This is a genomic window from Flavobacteriales bacterium, assembly GCA_016713875.1.
Classification (GTDB): Bacteria; Bacteroidota; Bacteroidia; order Flavobacteriales_F; family PHOS-HE28; genus PHOS-HE28.
In genome coordinates this window covers 3157644-3172288 of sequence record JADJOI010000003.1, presented here as the reverse complement: position 1 = coordinate 3172288, position 14645 = coordinate 3157644, and the positions used below count along the sequence as shown (strand labels likewise).

The following is a 14645-nucleotide window of genomic DNA, read 5'->3' as shown; positions in this document are numbered from 1 at the left end:
GCCATGGAAGGCGATGCTCTTCGTAGGCCGGCGTTCGCAGACCAACCGGCCGGAACATTTCGCCACCTTCGCTTTCCCACACCTTCACCGGCGTGCCGCACGCCCCCCTCTTCGAACAACGCATCGCCAACGCGCTGGCCGCGCATGGCGTTGAGGCCGAACCCAAGCGGATGTTCGGCGGTGTGGCCTTCATGGTGAACGGGCACATGAGCCTGGGCCTTACGAACAAGAACGAACTGATGGTCCGGTTCGATGGCGAGCGCCTTGAGGAGATCCTCCATTGGCCCGGCGCCAAACCCATGACCTACGGGCACAAGAACATGAAGGGGTTCGTGTTCGTGGAGGCCCGGGCGGTGTCCACAAAGGGGGCCTTGGACAAGTGGGTGAAGCTGTCCCTCGCTTACGTGGACACTTTGCCGCCGAAGACCAGGAAGCCCTTGGCCCGTAAGCCGACCATCCGCCGCGGACGCTGAGTCCGATCCGGATATCTTGGGCCTCCACCCGCACCCCATGCCTCGCCTCCTGCCGTTCGCGCTCCTGTTGCTCCTCGCCCCCATCGCCTACGGCCAATGCCCTGGCTGCACACCGGACAGTAGCTGCACGGTGAGCCCGGCCTACCCCAGCCTGTGCCCACTGCAGCCAGCCGATGCCACCGCCGGCGTGCCCTACCAGGCCGACCTCACCTTCTGGCTGCCGCCCTCCTTCACCGACCCGGGCACCGGCTTCACGGTGGACTTCGAGCAGATGACCATCACCGGCATCAGCGGCGTGCCCTTCGGCCTGGCGATCGAGACCAGCGATCCCCTCGGGGTCTACTACCCGCAGCAGGCCCAGTTCGGCTGCGCGCGTATCTGCGGCACCGCCCTGGGCGCCGGTACCTACGCCATCACCATCGACATCCTGGCGCAGGTCTCGCTGAACGGCATACAAGTGAGCGTGCCCGAGAGCTTCGCGGTGCTGCTGAACGTGCTGCCCGGCACCGGCGGCAACACCGGCTACAGCTTCACCCCCAGCTCTGGCTGCGCACCCGTGACGGTGACCTACACCGCGTTGATCGATGGCAGCCCCGACCCCACCATGCACGACTGGGTCTTCGGCAACGGGCAGACCGCCACCGGCGCGAACCCGCCGCCGGTGACCTACGACCAGCCCGGCACCTACACCACCACGCTCACCACCACCATCGGCGGCTACACGCTGGACGTGGCGACGCTGCTGGGCGTGAACGGCAACTGGTGCGGCGATGTGGAGGAGCCCGACCTTCCGCTCATCGGCTGCACCGGCAGCCCCGACCTGTACTTCGTGCTCACCGACGGCAACGGCCAGACCGTGACCGGCAGCACGCAGGACGATACCGACAACGCCACTTGGAACGGCCTGGGACTTCCGCTCAACGACGGCCCGTACTCGATCGCGTTCTTCGATGAGGACCCCGTGAGCCAGGATGATGCGCTGGGCACCTACAACCTACCGCTGATCGGTGCAGGCAACTACCCCTTCAGCATCGCGGGCGGCACGGTGGGCAGCCTGGTGGTCTCCGAGAGCGTGCAACAGGTGTTCCACGACACCGATGTGGTGGTGGTGTACGGTGCGCCCGATATGAGCCTGAGCTACAGCGAGCTCACCCAGACGCTCTGCCTCACCGACACCAGCCTGGTGAACGTGCTGTGGTTCCTGGACGGCGACACCCTGCCCAACACCGGCCTGTGCATCCAGGCGCTGGGCGCCGGCAGCTATTGGGCCAGCGGCGTCAACGGGTTCGGCTGCAGCGGCATCAGCGACACCCTGGTGGTGTGCCCGGTGATCGCCATCACCTACGATGCGGGCGTGCTCTTCACGGACAACGGCTTCGCCACCTACGCCTGGACCTACAATGGAACGGCGCTCCCCAACGCGGACGGCGCCTTCGTGTTCAGCCAGGGCGACGGCCTGTACAGCGTGACGGTGACCACGGCGGACGGCTGTACGGTGGAGGCGTCGTACACCCTGGTCACCGTGGGCCAGCAGGAGCTGACCGAAGGGGTGCGCCTGCGGGTGTTCCCGGTGCCGAGCGATGGCCGCTTCACCCTGCTGGCCGACGGGCTGCGCGCCGGCCGCAGCACCGTGCACCTGCTGGACCTGGGCGGCCGCACGGTGCGCCAACTGCCGGTGGAGCTGGTGCCCGGCTTACCGGTGGACCTGGACCTGCGCGGCACCCCGGCGGGCAGCTACCTGCTGGAGGTGAGCGACCCGGCCGGGGTGCGCGCCGTGCAGCGCGTGGTGGTCCGGTGAACCGTCCGCCCACCCTTCGATCCTTTTAACACCCTGCGGTGTACTGATGGCGGGCCGCGCCCCCTGGCGGCTCCCCTACCTTTACACCACGGCGCGCCCGCGCCACCGCCGATGGCCCCCGACCACGACCTGCTGATCGCCAAGCTCGACGCGTTCACGCGCAAGTACTACAAGGACCAGCTGCTGCGCGGGGCCCTGTACAGCGTGGGCCTGCTGGTGCTGGCCTATCTGCTGGCCGCGGGGCTCGAGGCCGTGGGCCGCTTCGGCACCGGCGTGCGCACCGCGCTCTTCTACGGTTACCTGCTGGCCGCAGCGGCCGTGCTCGCGCGCTTCATCGCCTGGCCGTTGGTGAAGCTCTTCCGCCTGGGACCGGTGATCAGCCACGCCGAGGCCGCCCGCATGATCGGCGCCCACTTCGGGGAGGTGAAGGATAAGCTGCTGAACACCCTGCAGCTGAAGGACCAGGCCGCGCACGACCCCCGTCACCGCGACCTCATCGAGGCCAGCATCGCCCAGCGCAGCCGCGAACTGGGGCCCATCCCCTTCGCCAACGCCATCGACCTGCGCCGCAACACGCGCTACCTCCGCTTCGCCCTGCCCCCGCTGTTGGTGCTGCTCCTCCTGCTGGTGGCCGCCCCCTCCTTCATCTCCGGCCCCACGCAGCGCCTCATCCGCCACGGCAGCTCCTTCGCTCCGGAGGCGCCCTTCCGATTCGTGGTGCGCAACCCCGGCCTGGAGGTGCCCGAGCAGCAGGACTTCGACCTGGAGGTGGCCGTGGAGGGCGCCGTGCTGCCCCAGCAGGTGGATGTGCTGGTCGATGGGCGCGCCATCCCCCTGGTGAAGGACGGCGTGGGCCGCTTCCGCCACCGCTTCCGCAACGTGGGGCGCGACACGCCCTTCCAGCTCACCGCCGAGGGCTTCACCAGCGAGGACTTCCTGCTCACGGTGATGCCCGACCCCGCCGTGCTCGATGTGGTGCTCACCGTGGAACCGCCCGCCTACCTGGGCCTGCCCAAGGAGCAGCTGCGCACCGCTGGCGACGCCACCGTGCCCGCGGGCAGCCGCCTCACCTGGAGCATCGGCACCCGCAGCGCCCAGCAGCTCGACCTGGCCTTCGCCGACAGCACCTACCGGCTGAGCCCCGCGGAGAACGACCGCTTCGCCGCCAGCCGGCGCGTGCTGCAACCGCTCACCTACCGCATGCTGCCGCGCCACGGCGAGCGTGGCCCCGCCGACGCCCCCGACCATCGCATCGAGGTGGTGCCCGACCTGCACCCCACCATCGCCGTGGAGGAGCGCGTGGACAGCGCCGCCCTCAAGCGCCGCTACTTCCGCGGCACCATCGGCGACGACCACGGCTTCACCCGCCTGCAGTTCGCCTACCGCTTCATCACCGGCGGCGACAGCGTGCCCGCCGACCGGCGCGAGGGCGTGCAGGACCTTTCCGTGGACCGCCGGCAGGTGCGCCAGGAGTTCCTCCACGCCTGGGACCTCATCGACCTGCCCCTGCAGCCCGGCGACAAGGTGGAGTACTGGTTCGAGGTGTGGGACAACGACGGGGTGAACGGCGCCAAACGCACCCGCAGCGCCACCCTGGTCTTCGAAGCGCCCACCCTGGAGGCCCTCGCCCAGCAGCGCGCCGAACAGAGCGAGGCCATCGCCCAGGACCTCAAGCAGGGCATCAAGGAGGCCCAGGACCTGCAGCGCGAACTGGACCGCATGCGCCGCGACCTGCTGGACAAGAAGCAGCCCGACTGGCAGGACCAGCAGCGCATGCAGAAGCTGCTCGACCGCCAGAAGCAACTGGAACGCAACATCGAACGCTCCACCGAACAGCTGCGCCAGCAGCAACAGCAGCAGCAGGAGTTCCGCCAAGTGGACGAGCGCGTGCTGGAGAAGCAGCAGCGCCTGCAGGAGCTCTTCGAGGACGTGCTGAGCGAGGAGATGAAGGAGCTCTACCGCCAGATGCAGGAGATGCTCGACAAGCTGGACAAGGAGAAGCTGCTCGACAAGCTGGACGAGATGAAGATGAGCCAGGAGGACATCGAGAAGGAGCTCGACCGCAGCCTGGAGCTCTTCAAGCAGATGGAGGTGGAACAGCGAGCCGAGGACATCGCCGAGCAGCTGGAGAAGCTGGCCGAGGAACAGGAGAAGCTGGCCGAGGACACCAAGGCCGGCGATCAGCCCCAGGACGAGCTGCAGCAGCGGCAGGATTCGCTGAACAAGGCCTTCGAGGACATCCGCGAACAGGTGGACGAGCTGGAGAAGAAGAACCAGGAGCTGGAGAAGCCCCTGGACCTGCCGGACACCGCCCCCACCGAGGAGCAGATCCAGCAGCAGCAGCAGCAGAGCAGCGAGCAGCTGGACAAGAAACAGAACCAGAAGGCCGGCCAGAGCCAACAGAACGCCTCCGACCAGATGAAGCAGATGGCCTTCCAGATGAAGAGCGCCATGCAGAGCGGCCAGCAACAACAACAGGAGGAGGACATGGACGCGCTGCGCCAGCTGCTGGAGAACATCGTGGAGCTGAGCTTCGACCAGGAGCGGGTGATGGACGGGCTGAAGGCCACCGGCGTGCGCGACCCGCGCTTCCTGGAACTGGGCCGCGAACAGCGCGAACTGCGCAGCAGCGCCAAGGTGATCGAGGACAGCCTCTTCGCCCTCAGCAAACGCGTGCCGCAGATCCAGGGCACGGTGAACCGGGAGATGAACGCGGTGAACGGCCACATGGACGAGGCCCTGGAGCATGTGGGCGAGGCGCGCGCCAACGAACGCCACAAGCCCATGGCCGCCGAGGACCAGCAGCGCGCCATGACCGCCCTGAACAACCTGGCCCTGCTGCTGGACGAGGCCCTGCAACAGATGCAGCAGCAGATGCAGAGCCAGATGCAGGGCAACGGCCAGTGCAACAAGCCGGGCGGCACGGGCAGCGGCCAGGGCAAGAAGCCCAGCATGGCCAAGATGAAGGCCCAGCAGGAGGCCATGCAGAAACAGCTCGACGCCATGCGCAAGGCCATGGAGGAGGGCAAGAAGAAGGGCGAGAAGCCCGGGCAGCAGAATCCCGGCGGCAAGACCCCGGGCATGGGCATGAGCCAGCAGCTGGCCCAGCTCGCCGCCCAGCAGGCCGCCATCCGCAAGGAGATGCAGCGCATGGCCCAGGAGCTCAACAAGGACGGCAGCGGCGCCGGCAACGGCCTCAACAAACTGGCCGAGCAGATGGAGCGCCAGGAGAAGGACATCGTCAACAAGAACATCACCCCCGAGACCCTGCGCCGCCAGCAGGACATCATGACCCGCCTGCTGGAGGCCGAGAAGGCCGAGCGCGAACGTGAACTTGACCAGAAGCGCACCAGCAACGAAGGCCGCGAACGGCCCGCCGAGGACCCCGCACGCTTCTTCGACTACCAGCAGCGCAAGGCCCGCGAGGCCGAACTGTTGCGCACCGTGCCCGCCGGCCTCAAGCCGTACTACCGGGACCGTGTGAACGACTATTTCGGTACTTTTGACACACCCTGAACCAAGCGATGACGGCGCTGACCGAGGACGTCCAGTTCACCGAGCGGATCGACTTCCCCAGCCGGGCGGAGAACATCGCCCTGGTGGAGAAGATGATCGATGATGTGTGCGGCCGGCTGCAGGTGCACGAGTCGCACTACGGCAACATCCTCATCGCCCTCACCGAGGCGGTGAACAACGCCATCCACCATGGCAACCGGCAGGACGCCTCCAAGCAGGTCACCGTGGGCTACCTCGTGGACAGCGACCGCGTGGTCTTCGTGGTGAAGGACCAGGGTGCGGGCTTCGACCATGATCATCTGCCCGACCCCACCGACCCGGAGAACATCGAGAAGCCCCACGGACGCGGCGTCTTCCTGATGCGCGCCCTGGCCGACGACATCGCCTTCAGCGACAACGGCGCCACCGTGGCCATGGCCTTCAGCACCGCCGCCGTGAAGGAGTGATGGCCCACCCGGTCACCTTCCTCGTCCAGGACGTCCCCGACCCTTTCCGCGACCGTACGCGCCTGCGCCACTGGCTGCAGCGCGTGGCCGCCGACCACGGCAGCCGCATCGACCGCGTGTGCTTCGTGGCCATGGGCTCCAAGGCCCTGCTGGCCTACAACCGCACCTACCTGCGGCACGACGACCACACCGACGTCATCACCTTCCCGGTGGAGAGCAGCAACGGCGCCAACGGCGATGTGCTGATGAGCCTTGAGCGGATCAGGGAGAACGCCGCGGAGTACGGCGTCAGCGCCCGGCACGAACTGCACCGCGTGATGGTGCACGGCCTGCTGCACCTGCTGGGCCACACCGACCGCACCAAGGCGCAGAAGGCCGCCATGCGCGCCCTGGAGGACAAGTACCTCGCCTGGCTCGACTAAGGGCCCGTTCGGTCAGGCCTCCGGCTTGGCGCGCCCATCGATGTGGGCCTTGCATTTGGCGAAGGTGACCTCCGCCACCCGGCGCCCCAGCTCCAGGCCCTCCACGTTGTCGAACTCGATGTGGTAGCCGCCCAACACCCGGCTGAAGCCCGCCTGCTCGGCCGTGCTGCTGAAGGTGGGGAAGTCCAGCGTGATGCTGTCCTGCGTGATGCCCGGCTCGGTGAGCCAGCCCGGCAGCAGCCGTACCTGGGCCCCGTACCGGTCGCTGCCGGTGAACAGTTCGAGCGCCCTGCTGCAGCCCCCGCTCACCGTGCTGTGGCCGCTGGGATAGGCCGGGAAGGGCGGGCACAGGAAGTAGTCCGGTGAATAGGGTCGCCAGTCACGGCCCTTCATCTTCAGCATGCCCTTGTGCGGGCCGCCCCAGCCCACGATGTCCTCGTCGCCCAGGAGGGCGTGCACCTGCTGGTAGGGCCGGCTGTTGTCGTAGAACATCTTGGCGTCCCAGCAGGCGATGAAGCAGTCCATGGCCGTGGTGGTGACGAGGAAGTACATCAGCACGTCCCGGTCCAGGTCGTGCTTGTCGCGCACGCTGACGTCACGGGCGAAGATGAGCCAGTGGCCCGCCTGCTGCACGCTGCGGGGCCCGTCGCGCATGAACTCCACCAGCGCCTTCTGCTCGTTGGTGAGGGCGGCCTGCAGAACCACCACCTCGCGCACCTGGGCCTCCAGCAGGCTGTCGCCCATCACCGGCGGGGCGGGCGGGCGCAACTGGCCGGCGCTGTCCAGCGCGAAGGGCCGCACATGACCCCAGTGTGGCGCCAGGCATCCCGGCGCCCATCGCCTGCCCTCCAGGGTGAAGTACTTGGGCTGCCAGCGGTCGATGTCGTTCAACTTGTCCGGCGGGTTCACCGGCGTGTAGTGCGTGTAGTCGCCATAGAGCGTGTCCGCGCGGGGGTCCGTGCCGAACATGTTGCTGCCGTCGTCCTTGCGGGCCTCGATGACCGCGCGTGCCGCCAAGTTGCCGATGCCCTGCGGGGTGGCGGGGTCCAGACTGCGGTCGTCGGGGTCGTAGCCGAACTCCTTCAATCGGCCCAGGAAGAGCGCACTGTCCGCCGGATACACCACACACAGCGTGCGGCATACCGCGTAGCTGATGGCCTTCTCCTTGTTGGCGAGGATCCGCTCCGCCGCAGGACGCCGTTCAGCCTTCAGATGCACCGGCTCGGCCACGCTGTCGTACCGGCTCCAGGCGTCGAACTGCGCGATCATCGGCAGGGCCAGCATACGGCTGTTCACCGGCGGGCGCGGTTTGTTGTTCTCCGTGTCGTTGGCGGTGCCCTCCAGGGCCACACTGCCCCAGCGGTAGGCCATGTTGTCGCGCCCCAGCGGGCCGCGGTCGGGCGGTGCGGTCGTGTCGGCGGACGGACGGGCGCCACAGGCGGCGAGCAGGAGCACAAGGGCGGGAACGGGCGTGCGCATGGAACAGGGATGGTCCAGCAACCTAGGTGGATCAGGGCGAAGCGCCCTTGATCCCGTGCGGAACCGGTACCTGGTCGTGCGAACGGGGGTAGGGACGGGGTGGATCAGGGGAGTGGGTACGCCACCCCTTCCACCCCCACCTCCTCCTCGCGGTTCCAGTTGTACACCGCCGGCTGCCGCTGCGCCCGCGCGAACACCACGGCATTGTGCACGTCGGTGAACAGGCGGCAGCTGGTGAACCGCACCCGCCCGTCGGCACCGCGCACGCCGCTCACCACCCCGTCGTGCTCCAGCGCGTGGCGCAGCACGGCGCCCAGGTCGGTGCCCTCCTCGCGGCCGCTCTCCGGGGCGTAGGGCGCCACCACGCCGGTGGTGACGTAGCTGTGGCCCCGCACATCGTAGGCGAAACGGACTTTGCGGGTGCCCAGGGCCTTCAGGCGGTCGAGCAGCAGAACGGTGGAGCGGTCGGTCATGGAAAGCGCCGCGAAGGTCCAGCGCACACCGCCCCGGCCGCAGGGGTGCGCACGAGCGATGATCAACATTCCCCTGTGGGGTGCCCTCAGCCTTGGCCCAGCTGCTTCACGATGCGCTCCACCTCCTCCTCGGTGGACCGCAGCAGGGCGTTGCAGAAGGCCACCAGTTCCACGGCGCGCCTCACCTTGGCGGTGAGCTCGTCCACCCCGATGCGGTCCTCCTGCAGGTCGCGCATGATGGCCTCCAGTTCGGCGTAGGCGGTGTCGTAGGTGAGTCGCTCGTCAGCCATCGTGCTCCACGGCGGTGATGGTGCTCCGGGTGGTCCCGTGCGCAAAGGTCGTCACCACCTCGTCGCCGGGGCGCAGGGCCGCCGCATCGTTCACTGCGGCACCGTGCAGGCGGGTGATGCTGAAGCCCCGCAGCAGCAGTTTCTCCGGGCGCAGCAGCCCGATAGCGTCCTCGAGCCCGCGCAGGTGGCTGGCCATCAGGTGCAGGCCCTGTTGCGCCGACCGGGCCACGAGCGCCCCGGCCTCCGCTAGCCGCACGCGCTCCACCTGCCGCAGGCGGCGAACAGGCGCGGAGACCAGCTCCCGAACGGCACCATCCACCCGGCGCCGTTCGGTGCCCACGCGCGCCGCCGCCGCGTGCGCCAGCCGGCCCTGCCGCGCGTGCAAGGCCGTGCGGTGGTCGGCGAAGGCCGCGAACACCTGATGCCGCAGGGCCGTCATGCGGTCCAGCAGCGCCTGCGCGAAGCCGTGCGCGTGGTCCACCAGGTGGTCGGCCACGTCGGTGGGGGTCTTGAAGGGGCGATTGGCCAGGCGGTCGATGACGGTGATGTCCACGTCGTGGCCGATGCCGGTGAGCACCGGCAGGGGCAGGCGCGCCACCGCCCGCGCGAGCGCCAGGTCGTTGTACGCCTCCAGATCGAGCTTGCTGCCGCCGCCGCGCACCAGCACCACCGCATCGAAGCGCGCGGGGTCGATGCGGGCCACGGCACGGCCCAGCTCGTAGGCGGCGTTGTCGCCCTGCACGGCGGTGTGGAACACCTGCACATGGAAGCGGAAGCCGTGCTCGTTGTCGGCCAGGTGGCGGGTGAAGTCGGCGTGGGCGGCCGAGCCCACCGAGGTCACCAGCGCGATGCGCTGCATCACGCGCGGCACGGGCAGGGTGCGGTTGAGGTCCAGCAGGCCCTCGTGCTCCAAGGTGGCCAGGGTGGCCTGCTTGCGGCGCTCCAGGGCGCCCAGGTTGAAGGCCGGATCCACCGCTTCGATCACCAGGCTGAGACCGAAGACCAGGTGGTAGGTGGTGCGGGCCTCGAACAGGATCTCCACGCCCTCCTTCAGGATGGCATCGGCCTCGGCGCCCAGGCCGGTGCGGATGCGGGCCAGGGTGTCCTGCCAGATCACGCCGCGCATCACGGCCACGCGCGCCCCGCCGCGGTGCTCCACCAGCTCCAGGTAGGCGTGGCGGTTCACCTTCAGGCCGGCCAGCTCGGCGCGCACCCAGAAGGTGCGGCCCCCGGCGGCCGCTTCGATCTGCCGCTGCACCGCGCGCGCCAGCTGGGCCAGCCCGTACACGGTGCGGGGATCGGTGGGGGCGGGCATGGGGGACATGCCCAAGGTATCACCGGCGGGCTCGTTCGGGAGCCCGACAAGGCGATACGTCGTTGCGCTCAGCGCTGCGAGCGCTCGCCGACGAGGGCGCTCACCACCACGTGCGGATGTTGTAGGTGTGCTGGGGTTGGTTGTTGCCATAGGCCACCCCCACCGCACGGGCCGCTTCGATCCTGGCCTTCTCGATGTCGACCCCGTCCTGTTGCTCCTTGAGCTTCAGGCGCCACTCCCGCTCGTCCAGGTCCTTCACGCGTTTCTTCATCTCGGCGAGCATCTTGTCCATAAGCTGGCCCGCGCCCGTGCGGCACTTGCTGTACGGATCGATCCGGGCGAGCAGGTCCCCGGCCTCGCGGGCGCCCGCTTCGTCCTGACTGCTGTTCCACGCGCTCTGCGCCTGGCCCAGGATGATGTCGCATTCGCGGTCGATCTTCTTCTGGTACAAGGGTCCGACGAGGGCCTTGCACTTGGTGTAGCATTCGGCGCAGACCTCGGGCACGCTCATCAGCTTGGCGATGGCCCCGTCCATGTCGGCCTTGCTCTCCAGGGCCTTGGCCTCGGTGATGATGAAGTCGCAGCGCGTGTTGTACCATTCAATGATCCGGGCGCGCCCCTTGTCGAGGAACGCTTGGTAGGACGGGTCCTTGGGCTTCAGCCCCTTCAAGGCGGCCAGGTAGGCCTTGCTCTCGGTCTCCCCCACCCCTTTCAGGGTCACCGTGTGGCTGGCGAACAAGGTGCCCTCCATCCCGTCGCCGATGTACAGCGTGACGTCCAGGGTGTAGACCTGCATCGGCGGGGCCGTGGGGGTGATGTCCTTGGTGAGGACCACGGCGTTGGCCGCCAGCAGGAAGCGCCGGTCCATCGCCGAGCCGCCCATGCCGTTCTCGGTGGCCACCCGGCCCAGCTTGTCGAGCAGGGCATTGCGCGCGATGTCCGTCATGCCCTCCGCCTGGTCGGGCACATAAGGGGTGAGGACGATGCGGCCGGCATCATCCATCTTGCCCAGGTCGTTCTGGGCGTAGGCCCCGGTGAGCACCGTGGACAGCAGGAGGGTGGACAGGAGCGTGCGCATGGGTTCGGCGTTGGGGGGGGGTTACTTCTCGCCGATGACCAGGGTGGCCAGTCCCAGTCCCTTCATCATCAGCTTGCTTTCGATCTGGTGGGTCTCCTTGAGGTACTTCTGCAGGCCCTTGGCCCAGCCCCGAGTGTCCGTCGGCTTGCCTGCCGCATCGTACAACGGGATCCGCACTTGTTCGAAGAGCATCCTGTTCTCGGTGGCATCCGACAGCGAGAATCGCTTCTGGACCGTGTTCTCGGACACCCAGTTCTCGATCACCGAGCTCAGCTCCTGGCCGCCATACTCGCTCTCAAGGTCGCCGCTGAAGGAATCCCACTTCTTGATCCGCAGCGACACCTCGCGGCCGTTGGCGAACATGTCCTCGAAGTGCTTCTGTAGCTGCCCGTTGAACAGGTCGAGCTGGGAGAGGATGGCCTCCTCCAGCAGGACCGCCAGCTCGCTCGTGTAGCTCTGCGGCCCCGTGCCGCTGGCGCCGGCGACCTGCTTGTCCGTGTAGGCATCCAGCCCCTGCAGGTTAAAGGTGATCGACCGCTTGGGCCCCACCTCGTTCACCGTCCAGGTCATCTGCATCCAGATGTCCGCCTTGGCCACCTTCTTCAGCTTGTCGATGGGGGTCTCGCTGACACCGCTCCCGCTCTTGCTGGTGTTCATGGCATCTTCGGCGGCCTCCGCCTCCAGGGTCTTCAGGCTCGACTCCAGGTTCTTCAGCGGGAAGCCGCGGTCGGTCATCAGCTGATTGATCTTGCTGATCACCAGCAGCAGGTCGCTGCTCTCCTGTAGCGCCCGCTTGTAGTCCGGGGCCTTGGTCGGCTTGCCCTGGTTGTCGAACTCCTGGACGAAGCCGTTCTGCACGCACCAGTTGTCACTGGGCACCACCATGATGGTGGGTTTCTTGGCCTGACCGTAGAGGGAGGTGGCGAGCAGGAGCAGCGCGCCGGCAAAGAGGTGGCGATGGGTTCTCATTTCAATATGCCGTCGGTGATGAGTTTCTGTTTCAGTTCGGCGCGCAGGACCCGCACGGCCTGTTCCACCGTCTTGGTCTCCTCGGCCTTCTTCTTGTTGCGGTGGTACTTCTGGCCGATGCGTTCGTCCTTCAGCGAAACGAACTTCTTGTAGGGTCCGTCATCGGCGAAGAACGTGTTGAAGTAGTCCTCGTACTTCTCCCGCGCGTTCACCTCGAAGAGGAGCGGCCGCTGCTCGCAGCCGGGCTGCCCTTCGCGGATCCCGTTGAAGAGCACCTCGTTGACCGCGTTCTTCTGGGCCTGCTCCACGGCGTCGAAGCGGTTGCGGCCCTGGCCCCAGGCGAGAATGGTCTGCGACCCATCGAGCTCCACACCGATGCAACGGCACCGGTAGGTGTAGTGACCCGCCACCCGCTCCTGAGCGGACAGGCCGGATGCGAGCGCCAGAGCGAGCAGGGTGATCAGTGCTTTCATGGGTGCGTGTTCAGAATCCACTACCAAGGCCCTTGCAGATCCCCGCAGCCTCCAGGTCCTTGCGCAGGTTGGCGGCATCCACCGACACGATGACACCGATCTTGTACTCCTTGCCCACCTTGAGCCGGTCGCCTTCGGCGACCATCCCGCCGTTGGTGACCTGCACGAACTTCATGTACTTGCCGCCATCCTTGAAGAACTCCCGGAAGAAGTCCGCATGTTCCTGCTCGAGATTTGGGCCACATAGCGGATTCTGCCCGGGCACACGGTCCTTGCCGGGGAAACCCCGGAAGACCACCCCGTGCACGGCGTTCTTCTTGGCCTGTTCGGTGGCTACCGTGGCATTTTTACTGTAGGACCAGACCTTCACCTGGTAGGTGCCCTGGCCGCCGGTGTTCACCGCTTCCAGTTCGTACCGCCATTGCTCGGTGTCCTTGTCGGCCTTCTTGCCTTGTGCGTTCGCCGCGCCCACCATCAGCAGGGCGCAGAAAGGGAGGAATAGAGCTCGTGTTCTCATGATCATCGTTTTTGCTTCAACAACATCCCGGGTTGCACCTTGTCCGATCCGCTGAAATGGGTGCGGTCCAGCACCGGTGCACCGTCCGCCGAGGCGCGCTGCTCACCCGCCGCAAAGCGGTTGTCCCACACCTTGCCCCGCTCCACTTTCACGGTAGCCACGGACTTGTAGGTCCTTTTGCCGGTCTTCGGGTCCTCCACCAGTTCGAGGGCCTCGAACTTCTCCCCACCATCCAGGCCCTCCTTCATGCCGATGAAGGCCGTCACAGGAGCGGTGGTCAGCACCGGGACCCGGGGCTTGAACACATCGTACTCCCGTTGGAGCTTGGCGATCGTGGCGTCCACGTTCCGCACGGTGGCCTGCCGGACCACCTGGTCGATCTCGCCGCCCTGGTCCAGGTTCGCCGCCACCAGCGTGCGCGACTTGTCGCTTCCCACGAACACCAGGTTGAAGAGGTCGGTGTTGTCGAACGCCGCCTTCCTCACGCTGTCCACGTTGCGGCCGTCCATCCACAGGTCCTTCCAGAACACGGCCTGGGTGCTGTCATTCCAGACCAGCTGGTAGAGCCATGAGGTGGTCCACACCGAGTATCCGTCCTTGGTGGCCTGGTAGGTCGCGCGCGCCGACGCGAGGGCCAGCTGACCCAGCAACTGGGTGGTGTCCACGCTCTCGAGGGTGCCCTCGAGGATCGCCCGGGCCACCGGCTCGTTGGCCACGAAATTGAGCTTAGAGAACAACACGAAGGTGTTGGGGATCATCTCGTCCCCCACGGCGCCCTTGAACGCATCCGTGTTGGCCGCCCCCTGGGCGATGAGGTAGTCGGTCTGCGATGCACCATAGGCGCCGCGCTCCACCACCAAGGCCCCGTCCATGGTGCCGTCCTCCTTGCGGTTGAACCACTTGGCCACAAGCTGGTTCGCCAGTTTCGTCTCCTTGATGAAGCGCTCGGCTTGGATGGGAACGTCCTTGGCCGCACTGTCGAGCACCCCGGCGCTGAGGCCCCCGGTGACCTCGCTCAGCGCACCGAGCATGGAACTTTGCCCCTTGTTCTGTGCGCGCCGGCCGGCCAATAGCCGATCGGTCTGGGACACGGGGTACTTGGTGACGTCCAGCACGTTCGAGGCGACCCGATGGTCGTTGTACTTGTCGGGGAAGGGCTGCTCATGGTAGGCCTTGGTCACCACCTCCTTGTTCGGGAAGTCCCCCGCCTCCACCAGCACCATGTGCAAGGAACTTCGGCGGTACTTCGCCATGACCGCTGATTGGGCACCGGCCCCCATCGCCACCAAAAGCACACAGGCTACGAACAAGGACCGGGATGCAAGGCTCGGCATGGTGGCGCGATCGACGGATATCAGGCAAGTATGAGGAAATTCTTGATGCCTCCGAACGAACG

14 protein-coding genes are annotated in these 14645 nt (G+C 67.1%); 5 read left to right on the top strand and 9 right to left on the bottom strand.

Going from position 1 to position 14645, the window contains the following annotated elements; translation table 11 throughout:
* Positions 1-92: 92 nt before the first annotated feature.
* The 5 genes from IPJ87_14930 (at position 93) to ybeY (ending at position 6655) form a co-directional block, all read left to right on the top strand.
* A complete protein-coding gene (locus IPJ87_14930; GenBank protein ID MBK7943144.1) occupies positions 93-473 on the top strand; it encodes a TfoX/Sxy family protein in 381 nt (126 codons plus the stop codon).
* Positions 474-510: 37 nt separating this feature from the next.
* Positions 511-2271 carry a hypothetical protein gene (locus IPJ87_14925; GenBank protein ID MBK7943143.1) on the top strand — a complete coding sequence of 587 codons (1761 nt, stop codon included), beginning with the start codon at positions 511-513 and terminating at the stop codon, positions 2269-2271.
* Between the two features lie 111 nt (positions 2272-2382).
* Positions 2383-5787, top strand: a complete 3405-nt coding sequence (locus tag IPJ87_14920; GenBank protein MBK7943142.1) for a DUF4175 domain-containing protein — start codon at positions 2383-2385, stop codon at positions 5785-5787.
* An 8-nt stretch (positions 5788-5795) separates the two neighbouring features.
* A complete protein-coding gene (locus IPJ87_14915) occupies positions 5796-6233 on the top strand; it encodes an ATP-binding protein (protein MBK7943141.1) in 438 nt (145 codons plus the stop codon).
* The gene (gene ybeY / locus IPJ87_14910; protein ID MBK7943140.1) at positions 6233-6655 is read left to right on the top strand and encodes an rRNA maturation RNase YbeY; all 423 of its coding nucleotides are present in this window, start codon (positions 6233-6235) and stop codon (positions 6653-6655) included. Before IPJ87_14915 ends, ybeY begins: the two co-directional genes overlap by 1 nt.
* Before the next feature lie 12 nt (positions 6656-6667).
* Here the strand turns inward: ybeY and IPJ87_14905 are convergent, their stop codons facing one another.
* From IPJ87_14905 to IPJ87_14865, 9 genes are all read right to left on the bottom strand, one after another.
* The gene (locus IPJ87_14905; GenBank protein MBK7943139.1) at positions 6668-8134 is read right to left on the bottom strand and encodes a vanadium-dependent haloperoxidase; all 1467 of its coding nucleotides are present in this window, start codon (positions 8132-8134) and stop codon (positions 6668-6670) included.
* A 104-nt stretch (positions 8135-8238) separates the two neighbouring features.
* Positions 8239-8607, bottom strand: coding sequence for a hypothetical protein (locus IPJ87_14900; protein ID MBK7943138.1), 369 nt, complete (start codon positions 8605-8607; stop codon positions 8239-8241).
* 86 nt (positions 8608-8693) lie between these two features.
* Positions 8694-8897: an exodeoxyribonuclease VII small subunit gene (xseB, locus tag IPJ87_14895; GenBank protein ID MBK7943137.1), complete on the bottom strand. Its 204-nt coding sequence runs from the start codon at positions 8895-8897 to the stop codon at positions 8694-8696.
* Positions 8890-10212, bottom strand: a complete 1323-nt coding sequence (gene xseA, locus IPJ87_14890; protein MBK7943136.1) for an exodeoxyribonuclease VII large subunit — start codon at positions 10210-10212, stop codon at positions 8890-8892. The genes xseB and xseA overlap by 8 nt, the downstream gene beginning before the upstream one ends.
* A 100-nt stretch (positions 10213-10312) precedes the next feature.
* A complete protein-coding gene (locus tag IPJ87_14885) occupies positions 10313-11290 on the bottom strand; it encodes a hypothetical protein (protein MBK7943135.1) in 978 nt (325 codons plus the stop codon).
* A gap of 21 nt (positions 11291-11311) precedes the next feature.
* Positions 11312-12259: a hypothetical protein gene (locus IPJ87_14880; GenBank protein ID MBK7943134.1), complete on the bottom strand. Its 948-nt coding sequence runs from the start codon at positions 12257-12259 to the stop codon at positions 11312-11314.
* Positions 12256-12732, bottom strand: coding sequence for a hypothetical protein (locus tag IPJ87_14875; GenBank protein MBK7943133.1), 477 nt, complete (start codon positions 12730-12732; stop codon positions 12256-12258). Before IPJ87_14875 ends, IPJ87_14880 begins: the two co-directional genes overlap by 4 nt.
* A 10-nt stretch (positions 12733-12742) precedes the next feature.
* A complete protein-coding gene (locus tag IPJ87_14870) occupies positions 12743-13249 on the bottom strand; it encodes a hypothetical protein (protein MBK7943132.1) in 507 nt (168 codons plus the stop codon).
* 2 nt (positions 13250-13251) lie between these two features.
* The gene (locus IPJ87_14865) at positions 13252-14472 is read right to left on the bottom strand and encodes a hypothetical protein (protein MBK7943131.1); all 1221 of its coding nucleotides are present in this window, start codon (positions 14470-14472) and stop codon (positions 13252-13254) included.
* Positions 14473-14645: the final 173 nt, after the last annotated feature.

Coding starts and splice junctions, on each gene's coding strand:
- xseB (MBK7943137.1), bottom strand. CDS start 8,897: ATGGCTGACGAGCGACTCACCTACGACACCGCCTACGCCGAACTGGAG.
- IPJ87_14865 (MBK7943131.1), bottom strand. CDS start 14,472: ATGGTGCTGGTGGAGGCGGGGGACTTCCCGAACAAGGAGGTGGTGACC.
- IPJ87_14875 (MBK7943133.1), bottom strand. CDS start 12,732: ATGAAAGCACTGATCACCCTGCTCGCTCTGGCGCTCGCATCCGGCCTG.
- IPJ87_14900 (MBK7943138.1), bottom strand. CDS start 8,607: ATGACCGACCGCTCCACCGTTCTGCTGCTCGACCGCCTGAAGGCCCTG.
- IPJ87_14870 (MBK7943132.1), bottom strand. CDS start 13,249: ATGAGAACACGAGCTCTATTCCTCCCTTTCTGCGCCCTGCTGATGGTG.
- IPJ87_14920 (MBK7943142.1), top strand. CDS start 2,383: ATGGCCCCCGACCACGACCTGCTGATCGCCAAGCTCGACGCGTTCACG.
- xseA (MBK7943136.1), bottom strand. CDS start 10,212: ATGCCCGCCCCCACCGATCCCCGCACCGTGTACGGGCTGGCCCAGCTG.
- ybeY (MBK7943140.1), top strand. CDS start 6,233: ATGGCCCACCCGGTCACCTTCCTCGTCCAGGACGTCCCCGACCCTTTC.
- IPJ87_14885 (MBK7943135.1), bottom strand. CDS start 11,290: ATGCGCACGCTCCTGTCCACCCTCCTGCTGTCCACGGTGCTCACCGGG.
- IPJ87_14880 (MBK7943134.1), bottom strand. CDS start 12,259: ATGAGAACCCATCGCCACCTCTTTGCCGGCGCGCTGCTCCTGCTCGCC.
- IPJ87_14905 (MBK7943139.1), bottom strand. CDS start 8,134: ATGCGCACGCCCGTTCCCGCCCTTGTGCTCCTGCTCGCCGCCTGTGGC.
- IPJ87_14915 (MBK7943141.1), top strand. CDS start 5,796: ATGACGGCGCTGACCGAGGACGTCCAGTTCACCGAGCGGATCGACTTC.
- IPJ87_14925 (MBK7943143.1), top strand. CDS start 511: ATGCCTCGCCTCCTGCCGTTCGCGCTCCTGTTGCTCCTCGCCCCCATC.